Origin of the sequence: Paucilactobacillus vaccinostercus DSM 20634 (assembly GCF_001436295.1) — a bacterium.
GTDB lineage: Bacteria > Bacillota > Bacilli > Lactobacillales > Lactobacillaceae > Paucilactobacillus > Paucilactobacillus vaccinostercus.
In genome coordinates this window covers 123,309-148,507 of record NZ_AYYY01000005.1, presented here as the reverse complement: position 1 = coordinate 148,507, position 25,199 = coordinate 123,309, and the positions used below count along the sequence as shown (strand labels likewise).

Sequence of the window (25,199 nt, the reverse complement as noted above, 5' to 3'; positions counted from 1 at the left end):
AACAATGGTATATAAGTGAAATTACTGTTTCCGGATTAACTGTCATCGGCGGCTTTTGTACGTTGATGTTCAGTGCTTTTCCAATATTGCAATCCTTTGGGTTGATCACAGTACTAGACACCGCTTACTCACTGATAATGACTTTAACAATCATGCCAGCGGTCATCTATCTATTCCGTAAGCGTAAATGATAAGGCACTCTTCTCCAAAAATTATCCTTTAAAACAATACTAGCCCTCGCAAAGCAGAAATTGCGAGGGCTTTTTATGCAATGATTTTACGATAAGTCTGAAAATACTTGTACAATTCCGCCAACACCAGCTAATAATTCAGAGGCAGTTTCTTTTTGACCGTTATTAACCCAGACCTCAACAACACCGATCATGATGGCAGAGACTACGGCAGTACTATACTCCGTCGCATGATATCTAGAGACATCACGAATAACCTCATCAAATGCTACATCTGCAATTCCAGTTGCCATTGCGGATCTGAGCATCTCAACATGATTACTTTGAACAATTGCCTTGAGCAGCGTGGCATGAGTTAGCCACGCACTCGTCAAGTTTAACAGTTGTTTTTCCGGATTTTTGTCTTTAACGGCATGAAGCTGGTCTAAAGCTTGTTGTTGCGTTTGATCGCATAAATATTGAAGCACGTCTAAAGGCGTATCAAATAGGCGATAGAATGTCGTTCGACTAACAGACGAGTATCTATGAATATCTGATACCGTAATATCATCTAAGCTTTTATTTTTCAGGCAAGCCAAAACCCCTTTACCAATCAGTTCTGCAGACTGCTTGATCCGTTTGTCGTCTTTGATGTGATACATAATAGCGCTCCTTTGTTCCAGAAGTCTTAATACGCTTGATACCGGGTTTATCCGACGTTATCATACATTAATAGAAATTGAAAGGAGCACTCATCATGTCCAACAATCAAGTAAAGTATCAAATTAAACCAGGTTCTGTAAATGGTATTCCAACCTATATCAATCATGAATCAGACTTTGGAGCGCACCTTGGCTTTAATACCGAAAGCCAGTTTATTGCAGCCAACCTCAAAGCCAATGATGGTCGAGAATTTGGAATCATGTTGCACATGGGATTCATCAATCCCAAAAAAGTCCCCCTCATGAAAAAAGCACCCTATCCATTGATGGGTAACATTGTATCAATGATCGATTTCACTAATAACGAGTATATCGCAAAAGAAACTGCCTTTACACGCCCTTCACAATTTAGTTACGAATTTTCAGACTTGAACTTAAAGAGTCCAATCTCATACCTACGTCGTGAAGGCAATAAATTTTTCGCTGGAACTGACCTTCCTGATAATCGTGGTCATATTGATCTGGAAATGCAGCTCGCAGGACCGATTATGTTTAACTGCGCAACTGGTGCTTTTCCTTTTCTTAATGATGAAGTGTTAGCATACCAATTTTCGGTTCCTACTTTGACTAGTACCGGCACTCTGACACTAGATGGGAAAAAATATCAAGTCAGCGGTGACGTTTGGCTCGATCGTCAATGGGGCGATTTGAGTAAAGACGCACTGGCAAATCACCATCAATGGCAGTGGATGAACCTAAATTTGTCCAATGGTTATCGCATCAGTGTCTGGGACGTTACCGTGAATAACGGCAAAGAAAATGCTTGGGCAACCATCATATCACCCGACGGTGTTCATACAGTGGTAGACGTTGTCCCGTTCAATGAAGATGCAGATAAATTCTTTACCAGCACAGAAACTGGTCAAGTTTACCCGACAAAATGGACAATCCGCATGCCCTCTATTGATTCCGAATTTAACGTTGAAGTACGAGGAACACAAAAACAGGAAATCGTTTCTAAGGTTAAGCAAGACAAGTACGAAGGCTCATGTACCTTTGACGGGACATTCAAGGGTGAACATGTCACTGGATTCAATTATGTCGAGCTTGTTGGCAACTTTCAACCTGAATTAAACTGATCGGCACTCGGCCTTTCAAAAGCGATTACCATCCACAATTAGCTAAAACTTCCAGCATTCATTGGGCATCTTTTCTACTAAATCCATTGATATATGATCAACAAGTCTTGCAAACTCTAAATCAAGTAGAAACTTGAATCTCGATTTAACAAGCGAGAACTAAAATACCATTAAGTAGTATCGCCCATTACCATACAATTACCAGTGGCATTTGCAGGTCAATCGACTATAAAGCTGCTTACGTCACATGGTGAAAAGGATGAATGCAACTACATTGACCTGTATGTATGGTGATACCACGCTGCAACAAAAGCAGCTATTTGATCGGTTCAATGTAGAACCTGCGTACATTCGATACTTTGCCACTGGTAGATTAGAATTACACATCTCTGATTACGACAACATCCAAGAATCTGGGCCAATGATCTATGAATTTCCCTATATCGGCAAAAAAAATCTACACGCCAATCTCTAGTTCAAATAGAAAAGATCAGTAACGTCACCATAAATTTGGTAACCGTAACTGATCTTTTTTTCAGTATTTCTAAATGTTAAACCCCACTAGTCGGTAAGCTTATAAACATCAGTAATCAATACTACAGACTCTATTAGAGTTCTTTACCGGAAAAATTAATTTCATACAACATTGAACTATCAATTATTTCAGTCTGACCATTACGTGCAATTTCTAACTTTGTCGACTCCAAATATCTAGTATAAGATGGTTGCATATCTCGAACGTCGTATTATTTTTTTGCTTCATCTGAAGCTAAACCATAGTAGTCGACCAAATTAATTTCTTTGGGATCAGTGATCGTATACTTAACTTGAACATCACATAGTGAAGGTTTTAAATGTCGTATAATAATCGCCGTACATCCGTCTGTTCCATGACGCTTCCTGCAATCGCATGCTCTCGACACTCATTTAACTGACCTAATTTTTGGGGATATCGAGACATTAACGTTAATTGATCATCTGTGTTCTCAAGGAAATATTTTCTTGTAACACTTCCTATCGATCCAGTAGCACCGATAATTAATACATTTGTCATTTGCTTATTCATTCCTCTCATCTAATTTTTGCCTATGCTGAATATTAACCCCTTGCAGTAACTTCAAGGCAAGATTTTTTTCATTTTTTCGTAAAATAGCTTGCCTTACAGTTACTGCAACGCTTTATACTCACATCGTACAACTAAAAAAAGGAGTCCTATTAATATGAAAACTGCTACTTTTGTTGAACCCGGAAAAGTAATCATTCAAGAGCTACCAAAACCACAGATTCAAAAGCCCAATGATGCGATTATTAAAGTGTTGCGTGCTTGTGTTTGTGGGTCTGACCTCTGGTGGTTCCGCGGGCTTTCCCAGCGCAAAGCCGGATCCGTTGTGGGCCATGAAGCCATCGGTATCGTAGAAAGCGTCGGTACCGATGTAACCAGTATCAAATCAGGCGACTTTGTCATTTTGCCATTTACTCACGGCTGTGGACACTGTGCAGCTTGCCGTGCCGGTTTCGAAGGTAACTGCTTGAACGCCGAAGAACAGGGATCCAGTGGCTTTCAGGGCGAATACGTTCGCTATACGGAGGCTAACTGGTCATTGGTAAAAATCCCCGGCCAGCCTGATGACTACACTGATGAACAACTCAACGACTTGCTGGCACTATCCGATGTTATGGCGACTGGCTACCACGCCTCGGCTAGTGCCGAAGTTAAACCTGGTGATTCCGTCGTTGTGATGGGTGACGGTGCCGTCGGTCTGTGCGGTGTTATTGCCGCAAAATTGATGGGCGCCAAACGTATTATCGCCATGAGCCGGCATGCCGAGCGTCAAGTTTTAGCGCGCGAATTTGGTGCCACTGACATCATCGAAGAGCGTGGTGACGATGCCGTAGCAAAGGTGCTCGAACTGACTGATGGTGGTGCTGATGCGGTGCTCGAATGCGTTGGTACCGCGCTATCTGTTGACACCGCGATTCATGTGGCACGACCAGGAGCCATCGTCGGACGTGTCGGCGTCCCACAGGAAGCCACTAATGCTAACGCTACCCCGTTCTGGAACAACGTGGGGTTACGCGGTGGTATCGCCTCAGTGACGACTTACGATCGTAACACCCTGCTTGATGCCGTCTTAAACGGCAAAATTCATCCAGGCCACGTCTTCACTCAACGTTTTGCTTTGGCAGACGTGCAACAAGCCTACGATGCAATGGATCAACGACAAGCGATTAAATCCCTTCTGATTATCAATGATTAATCATGATACTGAAAACAGCCTAGTTCTCACATTGAACTAGGCTGTTTTAGACTATTTTTTTATAAGAACATTCCCGCCAACAAACAAATTGTACTGATTAATTAACAGCTTCTTTCGTAGCCCGTTTACCAATCATAATATTTACAACCGCAATCATCGATAACACCATGAACCCTGTCATAAGTTCTACTGATCGATCATACGTCATCACTGGGCTTGCTAAACCCGTTGTAAGCAATGTAATCACGGATAATCCAAATGAACTTCCAATTTGATGCACAGTATTAACCACACCTGATGCAGATCCTGCAATCTCTGGATCAGTATTCGCTACACCAGATACCGTCAGCGGACTCAATGTAAATCCCTGTCCGATTCCGATAATCACCATTGGCACAGCAATCGCCCAGAAATAACCACCTTGAATTTTAACAACTGATGCCATCAATAATCCCAAAGTTGTGATGATTGTTCCAGTCATCATAATTTGTACATTCGAAAATCGTACGTTTAATCTTGAAACTAATGTTGCAAAAATAAATTGCGGTACAGTTTCCGGTAAAAATCCAATCGCGGCCATTAACGGTGTAAAGTGATACACATGTTGCATTGCCTGCGGCGTTAAGAAGAAATACGAGATCATTGCGCATAAGAAAAAGAAACGTGCTACATATGCACTACTTCGCTCACGATCTACAAACAATCGCAGCGGCATAATTGGTTGCTCAGTATGTTTCTCCTGCCAAACAAAGACACTCAAAAAGAGTAAGGCAATTACTACTGTTATCAACGGGTGGCTAGCACCATTAATTCCGAATACTAATAAGACAATTCCGATTACAGAAAGCAGAGATCCAAGCCAATCAATCTTTCCTAGATTCTTCTGCCGTCCAGCAGAAATAAACTTGATGGTTAGAATCACCATGATGATCCCGATTGGGACGTTCAGTAAAAATCCCCACCGCCACGAGGTATAGCTTGCAATCAAGCCGCCAATGACCAAGCCAAAACTTGCACCGAGGCCCCCAGTAGCACCGTAGTAGATGATAGCACGCGTTCTCATCGTACCTTGATAACTATCCATCAATAGTGCCAGTGTCGTTGGAGCTAAAACGGCAGAACCAATTCCTTGTAGTGCACGCATTGCGATCATCATGATCCCATTCACAGATAATCCAACCATCAGAGAGCCCAAGCTAAAAATTATCAGTCCCAGTAAAAATATCCGCCGGCGACCGAACACGTCTCCAGCACGACCACCAAGCATTAGTAAACCACCAAAAGTAAGCACATAGGCATTTGTGACCCAAGAAAGTGCCTGCGGTCCCATATTTAAATCCTGGGCAATTTTAACAGTACTTGTAAAAACAATAGAGTTATCCAATAAAATCATGAAATAACTAACTAAAATAATCGGTAACACGATTCCAAATCTTGACTGTTTCATCCTTGTATATATTCCTCCTACAATCTTCATCAATAGCAACGAAAATAAGAATAATCCCTTACAGTAACTGCAAGGCAAGCAAAATCAGCCAACTTTCCTCATAAAAAAGATATTTTGTTTCTGACATGTTCGACTAAACTGCAGGTATATCAAAACTGGACGAACATTTAATGTTCGTCCAGTCACGTTTAAATCTATCAAGTTAACAAGTTTTAACTGTTTCATTAGTAAACCGGACGATTCTCGCCCTGTGTTGACGGATCTGCTAATCCCAAACTATCGTTGATTCCCAATACTGGTTTAGCGATAATTCGGAGCACTAAATCGGCAACACTTCGACGGGAACCTGATACGCCAACATAGGGCTCCCGCCCGATGAGTGACCACGTAATTAATCTCATGGCGATCATTTAACCAGGGTAATCTCAACGTTGTATATTGCAACCCTGAATCAACAAGTAACTGGTCTGATTCAATCGCCGCATTCAAGCCATTCATAACCTGACGTGCATTCCAGCGACCAAATTCTCCCGGAACTTCATTATAAATCCCCAAAATGTTAGTGAAAACAACGCGACTAACGTGATTTCGTTTCATTGCGTTAATAATGTTCTTTGTCCACACATTATTTTGTGTGTGATCGACAACACCCACAAAAATCAAATCTTGTCCCGCAACAGCCTTGTTAACTGCATTTTCATCACTTAAATCTCCCTCAATAAAGGTAACTCGAGCGTTATTACGCAGCTGACTCAAACGGTCAGCTTGTCGTAAAAAGAGCGTTAATTCAATATGACTAAATTTTGATTCTGACAAAATCCGCTCCTCAATTAACCGTGCAATTTGACCATTGGCCGCCATAATAAGTACTTTCATATCAATCATCCTCCAAATAATAGATTACGAGTTTAACTTACACCCCTCAAGTTACTTGAAGGCAAGACTTAGTAACTACTTTTGAAAAAACTTTTTTAAAATCACTTAGCTCATAGCACTATCCTTTATCGACAACACCGAAGTAAAAATTATCATGTCGTAAAAAATTGATCCGATCTTTTCGATTTTTTTGGTCTAAAATTTGTAACACTTGAAATGCTCGAGCTTGCGATACTCGAGTTGCTTTCATATCACGACGCTTTTCCAGTGGAATCCAGCCTTCAGCATCTCGAATTCCCTTATCGCGAATAACGTAAATTGTTCGTTCGTGATCTACACAAATATAATAGTAACGCCGTTTGGGTACACTTTGATTGGCCTTAACTATCACTGTTTGCTGTTCAGTAGCTTGAATTAACTGCTTAACATCATTAATCCGTTTCATTAAATTTCGGTACTGACAACAAATTTGGCACTTCTGATCATCTCCAATCGAGTGCGTCGAGTCTACCTCTTCATGGAAGTTAGTCAAGTCAATACTTTGTGCCAGCAGGAGCCCCCGATATCTCTTTAAGCGAATTTTTTTATCATTCCATTCTTTTAATTCATTCATGTTATCACCTATCTGATTATATGTTTAAGTCTTTGACGTACTTATCACATAGAATATGGTATTTAGATAACCGTAAAAAGAGCGTTAAAATAAACCCAAGGTGAGAATTTCACAGAAATTTTCTCCATTATTTGACCATAACCATAAATCGAGCACCCGCTTTTATTCGTCGGATAAAAAAGCATACTGTTGCACCACAGATAATCCATGACCTTCATTTTCAATCATTATTAATGATAAAAGCAAAACACTCTGGCAGCCTATAATTGGCTACTAGAGTGTTTTTATTCCAATGAGAATTTCACAGATGATTATTATTTTTGGCTACTTTTTCCAAGTCCCCATTTCTTATATCCTAGATTCCGTAATCAAGAAGTCTTGTCAAAAGGACTTCCACAAATTAAGAAAGAAATGAGACCTGTTTATGACAACTATAATTTTAACTTCCATCCTAAGTATCGACCATCTTCTCCCGCTGATGATTGCTAAATATGGTGCCCTTGTCTATATTGGCCTATTTGCCGTTATATTTATTGAAACGGGCCTAGTCGTTTTTCCATTTTTACCAGGTGACTCACTGCTTTTTCTATGTGGTTCCATTGCCGCAATGGCAACACATACGCTTAATCCAATCTGGCTAATTGTCCTATTATCAATTGCCGCAATTGTGGGTGATACCATCAACTTCGAAATTGGGGCCCGATTCGGACACTATTTATCTAGTCCTCGTTGGCAAAAATGGATTAAACCAAAATACATGGCCGAAGCACAAGCGTTTTTTGATCGTCATGGAAGTAGCGCGATCTTTCTGGGACGTTTTGTTCCAATAATTCGAACCTTTATCCCGTTTACAGCCGGTATTAGTAAAATGCATTATCGAAAATTCATCATTTTCAACGTACTCGGAGCCGTCGCATGGGTCAATCTAGCAGTACTAGCTGGCTATTTCTTCGGGAATATTGCGATTGTTAAAGCCCATTTCGAACTTATCATGATCGCAATTATCGTAATTTCATTAATACCTGCCATTTTGATGACGCTTAGTCGCAAAAGAAAGGATGTTCGTATCGATGCGGAAAAATAAAGTCTGGTTTATCACTGGTCTTCTTGCAACCCTTGGTTTTATTGTACTGACCCTGATGGTAATGACCAAGTCAACACTTCTCGTCAACTTTGATGCCACTATCCAGCATATCACGACGCCAATGATTACAACTCCAACCACCACCATTTTCAGTAGCATTGCTTTTTTTGGTAGTCCCATGATTAATATTTTATTAATCTTTATCGTTGCCGGTGGATTATGGCTCAGTCACGAACGATTGACCGCCTGCTGGGTGATTTGTGTTCAACTAGGGGGAAGTGCCCTCGCCTACGTCATTAAAAATGTGGTTCACCGTGCTCGACCACAATTTCAAGTCATTAAAGACACTGGATTTAGTTTTCCAAGCGGACATACATTTACCACAGCTATCTTGGTTCTGACAATTCTCTTCGTTTTAATCCCCTATGTTAAGGATGCCGAAATCCAGCTCATCATCACCCTTTTATCTCTCATTTGGTTTGGATTCGTTGCGTTTTCACGAATTTATTTACGTGCACACTGGCCATCTGACGTATTAGGAAGCACCCTACTTTCGCTCTCATGGTGGGAAATTTCTCGCCTACTGTATTTTTACTTTTTAAAACTTCAAACTCATTTCCCTAAGCTAAAAATGAAAGGTGTGAACTAAATGTTATCTAAATTAACAATTGTTGTTCCTGCGTTTAATGAAGAAGCAGTATTACCCGATTCAATTAAAACGTTACTCGAAGTTGAAAATCGCATTATTGACCTTCAGAACATCGATCCTGCATCAAATTTATTAATCGTTGACGACGGTTCAAAAGATGAAACATGGAACATTATCCAACGCGAACACCAACTAAACGCCCGTGTGGATGGACTAAAATTTAGTCGTAATTTTGGTCACCAAAATGCACTGATTGCCGGCTTGACCGAAGCTGCAAAGGTTGCTGACGTCATCATTACAATTGATGCCGATCTGCAAGACGATCCAAACTCAATGGTTGAAATGGTGGCCAAATATTTAAATGGCATCGATATCGTCTATGGGGTACGAAATAATCGTGAAACGGATACCTGGTTTAAACGCACTTCGGCCGGTATTTTTTATAAGACCCTCAATCTGTTAGGGGTAAAACTCGTCCAAAACCATGCTGACTTTCGGTTAATGTCTCAGCGAGCCGTCTTAACTCTCCTAAAATACCAAGAACGAAATCTCTTTATTCGAGGCATCATTCCATTAATCGGCTTTAATACTGATAAAGTTTTCTACAAACGGACGCCTCGAATGGCTGGTGAATCCAAATATCCACTCAAAAAGATGCTCGCCTTCGCATGGGACGGCCTCACTTCATTTTCAATAGCCCCAGTTCGAGCCATCCTCCTACTTGGTTGCTTTGCTAGCTTTTTAGGAATTATCGCGTTAGTCTACTCAACTGTCACTAAGTTGCTGGGTCTGACCGTCCACGGCTGGTCATCACTCATGATCTCGATTTGGATTCTTGGGGGCTTCCAAATGATCAGCCTCGGTGTCATTGGTGAGTACATCGGTAAATTAACTACCGAGGTTAAGCAACGGCCTCGATTTACAATCGAAAAGAAACTTGGTTAACTCACGATGGGTAAACAAATAAAACTGCTCTCAATTTTTCCCTTAATTCTGATTTTTAGTTTATTCATTGGCATGATGTCCAATTTGTTTGACCTTCATAATCCATCGACTAGCGCCTTAGTCATTTTACTCAGTACCTCGATCATTCTAATCTATTATTTTTATCGTAATCGTCTTCAGTTATCACAACGTCTATTGAAAAAATGGCTAGTTGTTGACCTGAGTTTAATTTTCATTATTCAACTACTCGTTCTTCACTTTCTACCCGCATCAATATTTCATGATCCTTTTCGGGTCCTGTCACAAGCTGAGCTCATTAGCCATCACCAATATAATTGGTCTACCTCCACCTACTTTTGGCGTTATCCAAACAATGTTTCTCTAGTGTTCTTACTAGCAAAATGGATGCAATTAACCAACGTCCTCAATTTAACCACCAATACTTCCCTTCATCTGCTGTCCATCATTTTTCTAGACAGCTTTATTGGGCTAACACTATTAATAGCCATCAAAAAGGCCGCCCATAGTATGTTCAGCCTTCTATTAATGTTATTCTTTTTGATCTCACCGTTTGCATATACGTATTATCTTCAAGTTTTTTATTCGGATTTGCCAATTTTACTTTTTCTATTGATTACATTTATTATTCTCGAACGTTGGGCTCGGCTAACGCATTATCAAAAAATAATCGCTGGCTTGATTTTGTTCATTATGATGTTTATCGGTCAGCTTATCAAACCGAACTTGATAGTCATTGTTGTTGCGATCGGTATTTTCGAACTCGCATTACTTTTGGCTAGCCAAAAGGCTGCTCGGATAATCATAATTCCCTTAACGATTATGATTATCGGCATCGGGGCGGTATTTCCAGCCGCTCGCACAATTCAATCAGATATTCACTATTCTCAAAAAAGTCAATACACGATGCCAACTCTGAATTGGATTTGGATGAGTTACAATCCGCACCACAAGGGCACTTACGTCAGTAGCGATGTTCAGCGAATGAATCGGCTTCCAAATAAGACTGCCCGCAGCAACTACCTAAAAGCAGCTTTAATCAAACGGCTTCGGAAATTAGGGCCGATAGGCATTGTTGCACGTTGGTTTTCTAAACTCTGGATTCTACTCAACGTGGGAAATATTCAAACCTCATATACAGCAGGATTGATTGAAGTCCCTGCATGGTATCGTTCTTGGCAAGAACCGGCCAGTCTCATTGGCGCCATCATCATGCGGACCGCCTTTACGTTACTTTATCTCAACGGTATTTTCGCATGTGTCACGCTGCTTAAGAAGTCATTCAGACAACAACCATCAATTCCCATTTTGGCAACAATCGTCAGTGTGGGCTATGTTGCCTTCCATGTCTTGGTTTGGGAAACGGAGAGCCGCTACGGGCAAGTTTTGCTGCCCTTACTCCTGTTTATCTGCATATCAGAAACTCCTCAAATCCAACTCCCCGTTGTTCACTCATTGCAGTCCCGTCGGTGGCAGCGACTATGTCTGTCCTCATTACTGGCGGTATGTATTGGTGCGATTGGCTTTGTGGTCATTAACTATCACTCGATTCTATCACCCCATGCTCCCATTATTGCTACCCAAAGTAGTGAGCTTTCCATGCAATATCATACTCGGTTGCAAACAATCAACAAGGGAACAACCGTCTCACAAAAAATTAGATTGACACAACCAGCCAGTAATATAGCTTTATTTATGCCCGCGGCCAAAAGTTTTAATGCGCGGTTGGTGAATAGTCAAACCGGTCGTCGTTATTCATTTATTTCTTCCAATCATCGTTTCCGCGTCAATAGGTCCTTATCAGCTGGCACATACACCATTATCGTCACTAGTCGCCAAAATCATAATTCTAATCTTGAAATCACCCAAACCATAAACTATCATCTTGCGCCATATCCGCTAAAAGTGAATAACCAAATTAAGCAGCATAGTTCATTTATTTATGTCGTCAAAGGTATCAAGTCATAACTAAAATACCCTCGTGAAATTATCACGAGGTTGTTTTAGTTATGCAATATTTTTAAGTGCTAACCGCTTAGCAGTCTTTCACTAGCCATTGATTAACCTGGTCAGCCGTTACTACGCTTCCCACTAGAAATAACGTCGGTAGTATTTTGGTGGTTCCTTTAATTCCCTTGGTAGTAACATTTGCAGCTTGTCCTACTGATGAGCAAAAAAGACCTACTTGTTGCTGAGAAAATTGCGTCTCTTGTAGATATCGCGCAATTGGTGTCGCCAGTTTCCCATTCCAAACGGGGCTACCAATCAAGATCCGTTGATAGCTGCTTAACGTGGGGGTTTCAACTAATTCCGGTAATTGACCAGATTGATACTGTTTAATCGCAACATCAGCCGTTGCGGACATGTCCTTTGGAAAAGCATCTTTGGTGTTTAATTCAAACACGTCTGCGCCGATGATTTGTGCAATTTGGCGTGCAATACTTGCCGTATTTCCAGTTCGTGAATAATAAATTATTAAAGTTTGGGGTGCACTAATCATCTTTACCTTCTTTTTCAACCTGAGCAGCATGCTGGCGTTCAATTTCTCGTAATTCATTTTCAGTATCCACCATGTGATCACTAAAATGATCTAACTTGTAGTGCAAGTGATCGATAGCCGCTTGAATGTCATCTCGCCGCTCTTCCATCTCGGCTAACTGCTCTTTCAACAATGCGATTTGTTCATTCGTATTATCTTCTTGTGCGTCAAATAACTGAATGTATCGCCGTAAATTTTCAATACTCATACCAGCATCTCGCATTTGTTTGGCAAATGTAATTCGACGAATAATACGTTCATCAATTTCACGATTACCTACCGAACTTCGATCAATTACAGGAATTAACCCTTCCTTTTCATAATAGCGAATTGCTGCAGACGATACACCGGTCCGCTCACTAGCTTCTTTAATATTCATATCGTTGGCTTCCCTTCTTTAATCTCACAACCACCAGCTTACAACCTTACAGTAACTTGAAGGCAACATTAAATTTTAAAAAAATAGCCAGTTAGCATAAACTAACTGACTACTCACCCTATTGTCGTTAAAATTCTTCATGGACGGCAGGATCCTGGTTCGATGTTCTACCATCTGGCCTTGTCAATGAACTAATAATGGCCATCTCTTCTGCAGTTAATTCAAAATCAAATAAACTGAGATTTTCAACCTGTCGACTGGGCGTAGTGGCCTTAGGAATCGTAATAGTACCAAGCTGAATTTCCCACCGTAAGATAACTTGCGGGATACTACGTTGATGTGCTTGTGCAATTTTACCAATCGTTTCATCCTTCAGCATTTCATTTGCTCGACCAATGGGGCTCCAATCGATTGTTGCAATATTGTGCTGATCATTATAGTCCCGTTGCGCTTGATTATTAAAATAGGGCTGGACTTCAATTTCGTTCGCGACAGGTAGTACTCCGGTCTCCTTTTCTAACTTTTCCAAGTGCTCTGGTAAAAAGTTAGAAACCCCGATCGAACGCACTAATCCAAAACGTTGCGCATCAATTAAGGCTTGCCATGCCTCAACATACAGGCCCTGTTGTGGATTTGGCCAATGAATCAGATACAAATCAATGTAATCTAATCCAGTCCGTAAAACCGATTCTTGAATCGCCTGAATAGCTTGGTGATATTCATGAAAACGCCCGGGTAACTTAGATAAGACCGTAATTTCATCACGCGGAACCGCACTACGTCTAACAGCTTCACCAACAGCACCTTCATTGTCATAGTTAAAAGCCGAATCTAAAAATCGATATCCTTTATTTAACGCACTCGTCATTGCATTGACACCAGTATACCCATTCAGTAAGTAGGTTCCAAAACCGACTTGTGGCACTTGATTACCATCACTAAGCGTTATTTGCGGTACATTTGTCTGCATTATCATAGACCTCCAAGTTACGAATTATTGTATTTAATAAAAGCCCTTACAAACACTATAGCACACATTTAAATGCCATACATTCCAATCACCATCGCAATCAATAATATTATTAGCACGATGGTTGTAATCCACACGTACAAGCGATCACGTGCAACATAAAAGGCGTAGATTGACACCACGACCCGCAAAACCGGTGTTAAAATCAGCAGAAAAAGTCCCGTCATAATGATGGCATAGGGTTTTAAACCCGCAAGTCCGGCCAAAATTGTCTGGAATTGGTACGGATGATACGTACCAGAATATCCCGAATGACCACTAACGAGAAACATTAAAACACCAATCAACATTACCCCGGCTGCCAGAAACACGCCAATTTGCATGACCTTTCCGATTAATCGCTCAGCATTGTGAATTTCATCTTTTAAATCTAATTCTTGTTTATTTTCAGTCATTAAAAGGTCCCTCCAATGCCCTTAATTAGCATCTGAATTCCCATGTAAAACAGAATTGGTACGAATATAATTCGCAAAATTCGTGGTTGAATTCGTTGCATAATTCGGGTTCCAATCGCAGCACCAATCAAAATTCCAAGGGCAATGGGAGCAGCAATTTCAGGACGTATAGCACCTTCGAAAAAGTAAACTGTCGCGCTGGCCGCTGCAGTAACACCCATCATCAAATTACTTGTTGCACTGGAAGGCTTGAGTGGCATTTTCATGATCGTGTCCATCGCAATTACTTTAAATACCCCGCTACCAATTCCGAGGAGGCCACTGGCTAAGCCAGCACCATACATCATTGCAAAGCCACCGGGAACATTAGTAACTTGATAATCGACTTGTTTCATTGTTAATTTGTCATAGTATGATCCGCCAAGTCGTAAGCGTTGGGACAAGTGATCAGGAACAACGTCTTGATCGGTATCTAACTTTTTCTTTCCCCATAATTTTTTAATCATGTTGTAGCACGAGTATAGCAAGAAGCACCCAAACAATGCCTCTAGCCAAACCGCATGGATTAATCCGACTAGGACCGCTCCGGTAATTGCGCCCACCGTCGTTGCAATCTCTAGGAACATTGCAACTCTCAAATTTAATAGTTCATCACGCAAGTACGCAATAGTTGCCCCTGAGCTTGTCGCAATCACAGCGATGACACTTGCCCCGATCGCATACTTAATCGGTAATCCCATTCCAACAGTGATGATAGGAATTACGATCATCCCACCACCAATTCCAAGCAACGATCCTGCCGTCCCAGCAAAGACCCCTACCAATAACAGTAACAGTGCGGTTTCAAGCAAAATAAGACCTTCCTTCTCTATTTTTCCCTTTCTTTACGCCTCTCCCATTGTACTTGCAAATCTTCAAAAGGACAATAAAACAAATAAGGATACGACGATCCGCATCCTTATTATTTGTTTAATCTTAACTCTAATTATTGCCAATGCCGTTGAATAAATTGATTTCGGCCACCATTTTCTTCGGCTTCATGACGTTTCGGATCTTTCTTATAGAAATCTTGATGGTAGTCCTCTGCTTCGTAGAACGGCTTTGCATCTTCAATTTGGGTCACAATGGGCTCTGCAAACAAGGCACTATCAATTAATTTTTGCCGTGAGGCTGTCGCAATTCGCCGTTGCTCATCACTGTTTACGAAAATCACTGGTCGATAATTATCCCCACGATCTTGAAATTGGCCCATCGCATCAGTCGGATCCGTTTGGTGCCAGTATATTTCCACTAATTGTTCGTACGAAATAATAGCGGGATCAAACGTGATTTTAACAGCCTCTGTATGACCAGTAGTATGACTCTTAACCTGTTCATAGGTTGGATTAACTGTGTGACCACCAGTATACCCAGATCTAACACTCACTATTCCAGGCTGTGTATCAAATGGTTGAACCATACACCAAAAGCAACCACCCGCAAAAATTGCTGTTTCGTAAGCCATTTTAAAGGCCTCCCTTTTCTATGATGGAATGGGTAAATCAAAATGGCAGTCCAACAACTGTCGGACTGCCATAAAGCATTCATTAAATTTATGCAAAAGCATCCGTTAATGGTGGTACAACTTGTTTCTTACGAGATACCACCCCAGGAAGACTCATCCGATTTTGATCATTAAGCTTCTTACCAAATGCAGCTTCTACTTTATCCTTTGGTTCGCCAACAACCAGTAATTCAGAATTGCTGTTAAGAATGTTTGTTGCTAAAAGTAAGAAAATATCATAACCCTTAGCATCATTTTCATCCTTCATTACGGTTTCAAGTGCATCTTGACGTGAAAAGACATCATCTAAATCAACAGTATTTACTTGTCCGACACGAACTTGCTTGCCACCTAGTTCGAATGACTTAGCATCACCATCAACAAGTTCAAGATCAGACTTACTTGCCAAATCAGTACCTGCTTTTAGCATCTCTAAACCATAAGTCTCATAGTCGACGTCTGCAATTTGAGCTAATTCTTTAACTGCTTTTTCGTCAGCTGGTGTAGTCGTTGGTGACTTGAGTAACAGCGTATCCGAAATAATAGCTGATAACATGAGGCCCGCTAAGTTAGCCGGAATATCAATTCCATTTTCCTTGAACAAGTCCAAAATAATGGTACTTGAACAACCAACTGGCCGTGCAGTATACCAAAGTGGTTGGGCTGTATTAAAGTTGGCAATTCTGTGATGATCGACAACGTGTGTCACGGTTAAATCAGCAAGATCGCTCACGCTTTGTTGTGGTTCATTGTGATCAACCAGCATAACAGCATCAACTTCGTTACCGGCTTGTTCAATCACCCGTGGTGCTGGTTCATTAAAGTGCTTCAAAGCAAATTGTGTTTCAGCATTTGGTTCGCCCAAGGCAACTGCCTCAGTATCATAACCTAATTTATTTTGGAGATATGAAAATGCCTTTGCCGCTACAATGGCATCCGTATCTGGATTTTGGTGACCAAAAACTAACTCTTTACTCATTGGATAGTCTCCTCCTGCAATAATATCGTCACCTACTTTTGTTCGGCTTCATCCTGTTCTGCCTTCACGATGTCATCGATACGTTGATAATAATCACGTTCTTCAAGGAATCCATCAAATTCTTCCAAGAATTGTGCAATCCGCGGAATTTGATCCTTTGCCGTCCGATAAACAAATGAAAGATTAAACTTAATTTGCGGCTCAAAAGTAGCTGTCATAATTGTATCACGATCAAAACGTGAAAGAACATAACTTTTTGGTAATGCCGTATAAGAATCAGTTTCTTTCATGAACCGGTAGATTTGCCCAGACTGTGTAAACCGGGCAATAATATCAGGTTGATCAACCATTTGATTTTTATAGGCTTCTTTGACCATTTGATCAAGATAATAGCCAACCGGATAGGTTACCCACGGATGATCCAGCGTCTTCTTAAGCTTGATCTTCTTTTTACCTTCCAATTCTGCATCATGATGAATAAAGAGTAGATCTTCACTCATAATTTTCTTAGAATCGTATGGCTTCCAGTTTTTGATGCTATCGTCTGGTAAATACATAATGGCTAAATCGATTTGATTGTTTTCCAAGCCATCCCAAATTTCTTTTCTGGTTAACATATGGAATGTTAAATGAATATCGGGATTAGCCTTATAGTAACGAATGGCAAACTCCTCTAATACTTGTGTTTCAATTGAAGCCAGAATTCCTAAATGAATTTCCCCATGATTAGCACTCGTTGCCTGTTGGATTTCATCGGTTGCTTCATTCAACAGATCGTAAATATTGTGCGTCGTCTTAAGCATGGTGTACCCGGCATCTGACAACTTAAGTTTCTTACCTACTGAATAAAATAATGGTGCACCCACTGTTCTTTCCAGTTTTTTAATTTGTTGGGTCAGTGCTGGCTGGGTAATTCCTAAGATTTGCGCTGCTTGGGTATAATTCATCGTTTCCGTTAATTGAAGGAAGTATGTCAGGGTTTTTGATGAAAAAATACTTTCTTGTTTAGTATTCATGCAGTTTACTTTCCTTTCAGTTCTTATCTTTTCTATAATCATTAAATCATAGATTTATTATAAGTGATGAGAGATCGATTTACAAAGAATAAGCGTAAATTAATCAACGTAATCAGTTTACTACACTTAACCTAAAGAAAAGCGAAAAAAATATATAAAAAATGTGATGAATTTATTAATTTTATTTAAACAACCAATTGTAAGAGTTTACGCCGCAGCGAAATTGGCAACCCCTGGGTATCAGTATCTAATACAAAAGATCCATTCGAATACCGTGATCCTAACGGATGATCGTTTGTAAGAACGTCTTGAATGATTGGACGGTCGGTAATAATCTCAAGGGCGCCTTCAAACGAAGCTGGATAATCGATAAAATCTGCCACTCGATGAGGATTAGTTTTTAATTCTCTAAGAATCAAAACACCCTTCCGTGCCCGTGATGTTGTTGGAATCTCTTCGAGTTTCATCTCTTTGTACGCACCACGAGTAGTAATCAAGGCAATATTATCACCTTCGTCACACAATGCCATATTAACGACACAATCATCATCTCGTAAGTTCATGGATTTCACACCAGCCGTACGCGCACCGTTAGTTGGCACTTCTGCCAAATCAAATCTCAGTGCTAATCCAGTATAGCTCATCAGCAAGACAGTTTGATTAACGCTGTTTGGTCGGTAATAAGTCACATTTAGAACAACTGACGTTTCTTGTTTTAGTTTAATATACGTGCTTGGATGTTTCTTATAGTTTCGTCCGGGCAGATAATCCTTAAAAGCAGTTTGCTTAATATAGCCATCGTTGGTAGCCATCAAGAATGTACCACTTTCCTTCTCTAAATCATCGAAGGTCATTGCCTTAATAATTCGTTCATCATCTGCTAAACCAATGGTCTGTGAAATGTGTTCACCGGTGTCTTTCCAACGCGCATCTGCAATTTCGTGCACAGGGCGGTAGATTAAATGCCCCCGATTAGTGAACAAAAATAGATGTGATAATGTATTCGACTTAGCCAGTAGAATTGGATAATCGTCTTCTTTCAAACCGTTATCATCCGTATCCGAAGCACTATAAGAACGCGTACTACTCCGTTTAATATAGCCATCGTGAGACACAAGGACAACCACATCTTCATCAGGTACCAATACTTCAGTATCGATTTTAAGTTCCTGAACCTGTTCTTCAACCCGCGTTTTCCGAGCATCACCAAACTGTTTTTTTACTTGTAGCAGTTCCTTTTTAACAACCTGTGCCAGTTTGCGATCATCGCCCAAAATAGCTTTAAATCCAGCAATATCTTTTTCTAACCGCGCTTGTTCGTCTTCTAATTCAGTCACGTCTGTATTGGTTAACCGATACAGTTGTAAGGTAACGATTGCTTCGGCTTGAGGCTCTGTAAATGCATACTGAGTAATTAAATTCTGCTTTGCATCTTTTCGGTTCTTGCTAGCTCGAATTGTTGCAATTACCTGATCAAGAATTGACAAAGCCTTGATTAGACCGGCAACAATATGTAACCGTGTCTGTGCCTTATCGAGATCAAACTTAGTTCGCTTAGTGATAATTTCCTTTTGAAAGGCCAAGTAAGCCTCAAGGAATCGTTTCAGTCCAACCCGTTCAGGCCGTTTATGGTCAATCGCCACCATGTTGAAATTATAATTAATTTGTAGATCAGTATTCTTGAATAGGAAATTCAAAATCCCCTGTGCATTAGCTTCACGTTTTAGTTCAATCGCAATCGACAGACCATTACGATCAGTTTCATCGCGAACTTCAGCAATTCCTTCAACTTTTTTCATGATCCGCATTTCATCAATACGTTTAACGAGTTGTGCCTTGTTCACTTCATAGGGAATTTCGGTAACATTAATTTGCGACTTACCGCCACGCAATTCTTCAATGTTTGTCTTTGCCCGAACCACAATTCGACCACGACCAGTTTGATAGGCCTTCTTGATTCCGTCAATCCCTTGAATAATTCCACCTGTCGGAAAATCAGGCGCCGGGATAAAGTCCATCAACTGCTCTAGTGTTGCATCGTGATGGGATAATAAATAAATTAAAGCATCGACAACTTCAGCTAGGTTATGCGGTGGAATATCCGTTGCATAGCCGGCAGAAATACCGGTTGCTCCATTTACCAGTAAATTAGGAATTCGAGCTGGTAATACTGTTGGTTCATACTCGGTATCATCAAAGTTAAGAACCATTTCAACCGTCTTTTTGTCAATATCTTGCAGCATCAATCCAGCAATTTTGCTGAGCCGTGCCTCGGTATACCGCATAGCGGCCGGCGGATCCCCATCCATTGAACCATTATTCCCGTGCATTTCAATTAGCGGTGCTCTTAGTTTCCAGTCCTGACTCATACGAACCAGTGCTTCATAAATAGAACTATCCCCGTGGGGATGAAAGTTACCCATGACATTTCCGACAGACTTAGCCGACTTGCGGAACCCTTTATCGTACGTATTACCATCCTTATTCATAGCGAATAGGATTCGACGTTGAACTGGTTTTAATCCGTCACGAATATCAGGGAGCGCACGTTCTTGAATAATCGATTTCGAATAGCGACCAAAACGATCACCCATCACGTCTTCCAGTGTTAATTCCTGAATTTTTGATTCACTCACTAGCGCTACCTCTCTTCATTTTTTTAATTTCGTTTTGATCCATTGAATAAATCTAGCTGATCATCTTGGTCATTCCAGGTACTAATGGTCGGTTGTTGAGACGTTATTGTTGTTTCTTCAGCAGAATCAGTCGTTGCTGATTCCTGCTTATCTAAAATACTGTCGTCTTCCTCCATCGTAAATTGAACATTGCTTTCAATCCATTTACGACGTGGCTCTACCTTGTCACCCATTAGCGTTGTCACACGCCGCTCGGCAAGCGCAGCATCCTCAATTCTAACCCGAATCAGCGTTCTAGTTTCCGGATCCATCGTGGTTTCCCATAGTTGATCCGCATTCATTTCGCCTAACCCTTTAAACCGTTGGAGACTTGAGCCCTTACCAAATGTTTTAGAAACCTGAGCTAGTTCTTCATTGGTCCAAGCATACTCAATCTTGGTTTTATCACCGCGGCCCTTCTGTAATTTATACAGGGGCGGCAGTGCAATATAGATTTTACCGGCATCGATCATTGGCCGCATGTACTTGTAGAAGAATGTGAGTAATAAAATTTGAATATGAGCCCCGTCATCATCGGCATCAGTCATAATAATAACTTTGTCATAATGTGAATCCTCAACCTTGAATTCGGAACCGGCACCAGCGCCAATTGTGTAAATCATAGTATTTAATTCTTCATTTTTTAGCACATCATCCAGCTTAGCCTTTTCTGTGTTCAATACCTTCCCACGAAGCGGTAAAATCGCTTGAAAACGACGATCACGACCCTGCTTGGCAGATCCACCAGCCGAATCCCCTTCGACCAAGAAAAGTTCGTTTTTCTTAGCATTTTTAGACTGGGCCGGCGTTAGTTTACCTGATAGCAACCGTTCCTGCTTGCTACGTTTTTTACCACTGCGGGACTGATCACGTGCCTTACGAGCGGCTTCACGAGCTTCGCGGGCACGCAAAGACTTACGAATCAGCATTTGTGCAAATTCGCCATTTTCCATCAATGCATAGCCTAGCTGCTCACTTATGACTGCATCGACAATCTTTCGTGCTTCGGGTGTTCCGAGTTTATCCTTGGTTTGACCTTCAAACTGTAGAATACGCTCCGGAATTCTCACTGAAATAACGGCAGACAGTCCCTCACGGACATCGCTACCTTCCAAATTACGATCCTTTTCTTTCAGTAAGTTTACCTTCCGTGCATAGTCATTAAACGTTTTAGTCCAAGCACTTCTCATTCCGGCTTCGTGCGTTCCGCCATCCGGTGTTCGAACGTTATTAACAAATGACAAGACATTTTCAGAATAACCATCATTGTACTGTGCAGCGACTTCTACCTCGACACCATCTTTGTCGCCATCAAAATATAGGACGTCTCCTAATGTATCCTTGTCCTCATTCAAGTATTCAACAAATTGTTTAATTCCTTCATCGAACTGGAAAATCTCTTCTTGTTCTTGTCCCACACGTTTATCCGTCAACGTAATCTTGACACCTTTAAGTAAAAAGGCCGATTCTCGCAGGCGTTCGGCAAGGGTCTGATAATTATAAACAACGGTTGTAAAAATCGTCGCATCTGGTTTAAATGATACCCGCGTACCATTAGGATCCCGTGTCTTACCGACTTTTTCAAGGGTCCCGACTGGGTGTCCACCATTTTCAAACTTTTCCTGGTATTTAAACCCGTCACGGACAATGGTAAGTGTCAAATGCTCCGATAAGGCATTAACAACTGACGCACCCACACCATGCAGTCCACCAGACGTCTTGTAACCATCTGCTTGACCAAACTTACCACCGGCATGAAGTACCGTCATAATGACCTCAGCGGTAGGAATTCCAGATGCGTGCATACCGACCGGCATACCACGGCCATAGTCTTGAACCGTAATTGCATTATCCGCTTCGATGATGACACTAATTTCTTTTCCGAACCCAGATAATGCTTCATCAACAGCATTATCAACAATTTCATATACTAAATGATGCAATCCTCGGGCATCGGTAGACCCAATATACATTCCGGGCCGTTTTCGAACGGCTTCTAGTCCTTCAAGCACTTGGATTGATGAATCATCATAATTTGATTTCTTTTTCGCCACTCAAAAAAACTCCTTACTTCAGCAAAATATTATTTCATAGTACGCACACCTTAACGATACAGTCAACAGTTCATTATATACGCATTTCAAAAAAATGGCTAATAAACTACAACGTTAATCCTTGATTTGTCCGCGATCCTTGCTTAAACACTAAACAATCATACCGAAAAAAACAGAACTTGCAACCCTTTTAACAAGGTCTGTATTTGAATTTTAAGACGTTCATGTTATGATAGTTGGGATTAAATTTCAAGGAGCCGATAATGAAAATTGCAATAATGATAATAATCGCCTACCTCCTGGGTTCAATTCCATCAGGCGTCTGGATTGGCAAACTCTTTTTTCACGAAGATATTCGTCTAAAAGGAAGTGGCAATATTGGAACGACTAACACATTCCGGGTACTCGGTAAAAAAGCTGGAATCGCTGTTTTATTGATTGACATTCTTAAAGGAACACTTGCTGCTAGTCAGCCCTATCTATTTGGCATGTCGCATGTTAATCCTTTGGTCATTGGACTTTTTGCTTCGTTAGGCCATACCTGTTCCATCTTCGATCATTTTCACGGCGGTAAGGCCGTTGCGACCAGTGCCGGTATTCTTCTGGCCTATAACCCATTGCTATTTTTAATGGCCAGCACGTTTTTTGTTTCAACATTGTTATTAACCAGCATGGCGAGTGCCGCAAGTATCATTGGCATTACACTCACAACAATCGTTGCACTTTTTTTACAGGACTGGATATTAGCGATCATTGCCGGTATCTTGTCAATTGTCGTTATATGGCGTCATCGCTCTAACATTTCCCGTATTTTTAATGGTACCGAATCAATGGTTTCATTTGGGTTAGGGAACTACTTACGACATAAAAAGAACTCATAATCACTAACGACCGGTACTCAACGTATCGGTCGTTTTTTATTTCATTAAAAAGGGGTTATTCTGTACTGCATTTGTTGGGATGCATGACTCGCTAATTGATTAATTGCTGCTTTTTCATTTAGTCGGCCACTCGCATTAATCTGATCAGCAATTCCCCACCATGGTTCAATGCAGACAAACGGTGCTTTTTTGGGATATGGTGCCCAGACACCCACATATGGTGCGTCATCCAGGAATACTTTAACACCATGATTATCTTGGCTATTAAGAGTCAGTTCAATTGCTTGTCCTTGCAGATCCAAAATAAGTGCATCATTGTCAAACATCTCACGTTTTAGCTCAAGAGGCTGGGTTAAATCGAGTTTTTGGGGATGCTGAATATCACTATATGGACCAATTAATTTAACTTGATCATAAATTCGCTGTGGCGTGACCGACAGACGCACATGATCTAGTTCTCGATTTTCGTCCAGTGACACGTTAAATGCTGGATGAGCACCAATCGAAAAGAATAGTTCATCTTCACCCGGATTTGTGATCTGATACGAAATGGTCAATTCATCAGCCTTCAGTTGATAGGTAACGCGGAGTATGAATTCAAAGGGGTAGTTATCAAATTGATGCATTGCTGACGTAAGTTCAAAAATAATCTGTGTCCGATTCTTCTCAACCACCTTGAACTCGCTCTCACGAGCGAATCCGTGTTGATGCATCGTGTAGGTTTGGCCCTGATGCTCGTATTGATCATTTTTTAATCGACCAACTATTGGGAATAAGATTGGTGCGCTGAAACGCCAATACGTTGGATCACCAGACCATAAATAATCGCGACCATTTTTTTGATCTTGCAGGCGGATTAGTTGTGCACCTGTTTCACTAAATTCAACATGCAACTTTTCATTATTCAGTTCTATCATCGTCTACGTTCTCCTTTTTAGCTCGCGGAAAATATTTTTGATAATCCTGTTGAAGATGTTCCCGAGTAACATGGGTATAAATTTGAGTCGTCGATAAACTCGCATGGCCTAGCAGTTCCTGAACACTGCGTAAATCGGCACCGTTATTTAACATGTGGGTCGCAAAAGTATGCCGGATCATGTGGGGATGAATTTTGGTTGTTAAACTGCTCTGCTTGATGACCTGATTCAAAGCATATTCGATCCCGGTAGCCGTAATTTGCTTACCATAATGATTAATAAAAACATAGTCATGATCTTGCTGATACCGGTTCATTAAGGGCGTCCGGCATTGTTCAAAATAAGTTTGTAAGGCTGCCTTGGCATAGTGTCCAAATGGAATATAGCGTTCTTTATCGCCCTTCCCAGTAACCAACATCATTTGGACATCAAAATCAACATGATGCATGGTTAAATCAGCGCATTCACTCACCCGCATACCAGTCGCATACAGGACTTCTAGTATTGCAGAATTTCGGGTATCTAGCGGTTTTCCTGTTCCCTTGGCGGCCTTAAACAGGGCATCCATTTCCTGTTCGTAAAAGAACCGGGGTAACTTTTCTTGGTGCCGTTTAAGGACAATATTGCTGAATGGATTGCCACCAACCAACTCATTTTTATTGAGAAAATTAAAAAAAGATCTCAAACTAGAAATTTTACGTGAAATTGTACTTCGTTGATACTGCTTCTCATTTAAATAAGTGAGATATACACGAGCATCAAGTTTATCAATATCTTGCCATTGCTTCATACCACCATTTTCCTTCAAAAATGCTTTGAAGTGGTCAATATCTTCCGCATAGGCTTTGACTGTGTCCTCAGAATATTGCCGCTCAATGGTGAGATATTTTAAAAATAATGCTACTAAATTTTCTGCCATAAAAAAGCCCC

Annotated in this window: 25 protein-coding genes and 1 pseudogene; 9 read left to right on the top strand and 17 right to left on the bottom strand. The window is 40.8% G+C overall.

What is annotated here, in order from left to right:
- The first annotated feature begins 11 nt into the window (after positions 1 to 11).
- Positions 12 to 191 (top strand): MMPL family transporter, encoded by a 180-nt coding sequence (locus FC26_RS12655; protein WP_338045546.1) that lies wholly within the window; start codon positions 12 to 14, stop codon positions 189 to 191.
- A gap of 86 nt (positions 192 to 277) precedes the next feature.
- On the opposite strand, the gene FC26_RS01435 is transcribed toward FC26_RS12655, so the two are convergent.
- The gene (locus tag FC26_RS01435; protein ID WP_057777258.1) at positions 278 to 832 is read right to left on the bottom strand and encodes a TetR/AcrR family transcriptional regulator; all 555 of its coding nucleotides are present in this window, start codon (positions 830 to 832) and stop codon (positions 278 to 280) included.
- 95 nt (positions 833 to 927) lie between these two features.
- On the opposite strand from FC26_RS01435, the gene FC26_RS01430 reads away from it, so the two are divergent.
- Both FC26_RS01430 and FC26_RS01425 read left to right on the top strand, forming a co-directional pair.
- A complete protein-coding gene (locus tag FC26_RS01430) occupies positions 928 to 1,971 on the top strand; it encodes a lipocalin family protein (protein ID WP_057777257.1) in 1,044 nt (347 codons plus the stop codon).
- 259 nt (positions 1,972 to 2,230) lie between these two features.
- The gene (locus FC26_RS01425) at positions 2,231 to 2,446 is read left to right on the top strand and encodes a hypothetical protein (RefSeq protein WP_157061000.1); all 216 of its coding nucleotides are present in this window, start codon (positions 2,231 to 2,233) and stop codon (positions 2,444 to 2,446) included.
- Positions 2,447 to 2,821: 375 nt separating this feature from the next.
- Here FC26_RS01425 and FC26_RS13170 read toward each other — a convergent pair whose 3' ends face one another.
- Positions 2,822 to 3,025, bottom strand: a complete 204-nt coding sequence (locus FC26_RS13170; protein WP_202813364.1) for an NAD(P)H-binding protein — start codon at positions 3,023 to 3,025, stop codon at positions 2,822 to 2,824.
- Positions 3,026 to 3,191: 166 nt separating this feature from the next.
- Here FC26_RS13170 and FC26_RS01415 point away from each other — a divergent pair, with 166 nt between their 5' ends.
- Entirely contained in the window at positions 3,192 to 4,229 is a 1,038-nt protein-coding gene (locus tag FC26_RS01415; RefSeq protein WP_057777254.1) for a zinc-dependent alcohol dehydrogenase family protein, read from the top strand.
- Between the two features lie 97 nt (positions 4,230 to 4,326).
- Here FC26_RS01415 and FC26_RS01410 read toward each other — a convergent pair whose 3' ends face one another.
- The 3 genes and pseudogenes from FC26_RS01410 to FC26_RS01400 form a co-directional block, all read right to left on the bottom strand.
- Positions 4,327 to 5,676, bottom strand: a complete 1,350-nt coding sequence (locus FC26_RS01410; protein ID WP_057777253.1) for an MFS transporter — start codon at positions 5,674 to 5,676, stop codon at positions 4,327 to 4,329.
- Between the two features lie 224 nt (positions 5,677 to 5,900).
- Positions 5,901 to 6,558, bottom strand: a pseudogene (locus FC26_RS01405) (NAD(P)H-binding protein).
- Between the two features lie 112 nt (positions 6,559 to 6,670).
- Positions 6,671 to 7,165 carry a hypothetical protein gene (locus tag FC26_RS01400; protein WP_057777252.1) on the bottom strand — a complete coding sequence of 165 codons (495 nt, stop codon included), beginning with the start codon at positions 7,163 to 7,165 and terminating at the stop codon, positions 6,671 to 6,673.
- A 424-nt stretch (positions 7,166 to 7,589) separates the two neighbouring features.
- On the opposite strand from FC26_RS01400, the gene FC26_RS01395 reads away from it, so the two are divergent.
- From FC26_RS01395 to FC26_RS01380, 4 genes are read left to right on the top strand one after another with little or no spacing between them, the layout of a single operon-like run.
- Entirely contained in the window at positions 7,590 to 8,249 is a 660-nt protein-coding gene (locus tag FC26_RS01395) for a VTT domain-containing protein (RefSeq protein ID WP_057777251.1), read from the top strand.
- Positions 8,236 to 8,898, top strand: a complete 663-nt coding sequence (locus FC26_RS01390; protein WP_057777250.1) for a phosphatase PAP2 family protein — start codon at positions 8,236 to 8,238, stop codon at positions 8,896 to 8,898. Before FC26_RS01395 ends, FC26_RS01390 begins: the two co-directional genes overlap by 14 nt.
- Positions 8,899 to 9,843 carry a glycosyltransferase family 2 protein gene (locus FC26_RS01385; protein ID WP_057777249.1) on the top strand — a complete coding sequence of 315 codons (945 nt, stop codon included), beginning with the start codon at positions 8,899 to 8,901 and terminating at the stop codon, positions 9,841 to 9,843.
- Positions 9,844 to 9,849: 6 nt separating this feature from the next.
- Positions 9,850 to 11,829 carry a hypothetical protein gene (locus tag FC26_RS01380; RefSeq protein WP_057777248.1) on the top strand — a complete coding sequence of 660 codons (1,980 nt, stop codon included), beginning with the start codon at positions 9,850 to 9,852 and terminating at the stop codon, positions 11,827 to 11,829.
- 67 nt (positions 11,830 to 11,896) lie between these two features.
- Here the strand turns inward: FC26_RS01380 and FC26_RS01375 are convergent, their stop codons facing one another.
- The 10 genes from FC26_RS01375 to parE form a co-directional block, all read right to left on the bottom strand.
- Entirely contained in the window at positions 11,897 to 12,418 is a 522-nt protein-coding gene (locus tag FC26_RS01375; protein ID WP_083483707.1) for a flavodoxin family protein, read from the bottom strand.
- The gene (locus FC26_RS01370) at positions 12,354 to 12,779 is read right to left on the bottom strand and encodes a MerR family transcriptional regulator (protein WP_057777246.1); all 426 of its coding nucleotides are present in this window, start codon (positions 12,777 to 12,779) and stop codon (positions 12,354 to 12,356) included. The genes FC26_RS01375 and FC26_RS01370 overlap by 65 nt, the downstream gene beginning before the upstream one ends.
- 127 nt (positions 12,780 to 12,906) lie before the next feature.
- Positions 12,907 to 13,749 (bottom strand): aldo/keto reductase, encoded by an 843-nt coding sequence (locus FC26_RS01365; protein ID WP_057777245.1) that lies wholly within the window; start codon positions 13,747 to 13,749, stop codon positions 12,907 to 12,909.
- A 68-nt stretch (positions 13,750 to 13,817) separates the two neighbouring features.
- Positions 13,818 to 14,204, bottom strand: a complete 387-nt coding sequence (locus tag FC26_RS01360; RefSeq protein WP_057777244.1) for a DUF1634 domain-containing protein — start codon at positions 14,202 to 14,204, stop codon at positions 13,818 to 13,820.
- Complete coding sequence (locus FC26_RS01355; RefSeq protein WP_057777243.1) at positions 14,204 to 15,055, bottom strand: sulfite exporter TauE/SafE family protein; 852 nt, start codon at positions 15,053 to 15,055, stop codon at positions 14,204 to 14,206. The genes FC26_RS01360 and FC26_RS01355 overlap by 1 nt, the downstream gene beginning before the upstream one ends.
- Before the next feature lie 134 nt (positions 15,056 to 15,189).
- On the bottom strand, positions 15,190 to 15,708 hold the full coding sequence (gene msrA, locus FC26_RS01350; protein WP_057777242.1) for a peptide-methionine (S)-S-oxide reductase MsrA: 519 nt from the start codon (positions 15,706 to 15,708) through the stop codon (positions 15,190 to 15,192).
- A gap of 88 nt (positions 15,709 to 15,796) precedes the next feature.
- A complete protein-coding gene (locus FC26_RS01345; protein ID WP_057777241.1) occupies positions 15,797 to 16,726 on the bottom strand; it encodes a manganese-dependent inorganic pyrophosphatase in 930 nt (309 codons plus the stop codon).
- Between the two features lie 32 nt (positions 16,727 to 16,758).
- Positions 16,759 to 17,742 carry a LysR family transcriptional regulator gene (locus tag FC26_RS01340; protein ID WP_057777240.1) on the bottom strand — a complete coding sequence of 328 codons (984 nt, stop codon included), beginning with the start codon at positions 17,740 to 17,742 and terminating at the stop codon, positions 16,759 to 16,761.
- 185 nt (positions 17,743 to 17,927) lie between these two features.
- Entirely contained in the window at positions 17,928 to 20,378 is a 2,451-nt protein-coding gene (gene parC / locus FC26_RS01335) for a DNA topoisomerase IV subunit A (RefSeq protein WP_057777239.1), read from the bottom strand.
- Positions 20,379 to 20,401: 23 nt separating this feature from the next.
- Positions 20,402 to 22,471: a DNA topoisomerase IV subunit B gene (gene parE / locus FC26_RS01330; protein WP_057777238.1), complete on the bottom strand. Its 2,070-nt coding sequence runs from the start codon at positions 22,469 to 22,471 to the stop codon at positions 20,402 to 20,404.
- 263 nt (positions 22,472 to 22,734) lie between these two features.
- On the opposite strand from parE, the gene plsY reads away from it, so the two are divergent.
- A complete protein-coding gene (gene plsY / locus FC26_RS01325; RefSeq protein WP_057777237.1) occupies positions 22,735 to 23,352 on the top strand; it encodes a glycerol-3-phosphate 1-O-acyltransferase PlsY in 618 nt (205 codons plus the stop codon).
- Between the two features lie 44 nt (positions 23,353 to 23,396).
- Here plsY and FC26_RS01320 read toward each other — a convergent pair whose 3' ends face one another.
- Together FC26_RS01320 and xerC are read right to left on the bottom strand one after the other, a co-directional pair.
- Complete coding sequence (locus tag FC26_RS01320; protein WP_057777236.1) at positions 23,397 to 24,269, bottom strand: aldose 1-epimerase family protein; 873 nt, start codon at positions 24,267 to 24,269, stop codon at positions 23,397 to 23,399.
- Positions 24,253 to 25,188, bottom strand: coding sequence for a tyrosine recombinase XerC (gene xerC / locus FC26_RS01315; RefSeq protein WP_057777235.1), 936 nt, complete (start codon positions 25,186 to 25,188; stop codon positions 24,253 to 24,255). The genes FC26_RS01320 and xerC overlap by 17 nt, the downstream gene beginning before the upstream one ends.
- Positions 25,189 to 25,199: the final 11 nt, after the last annotated feature.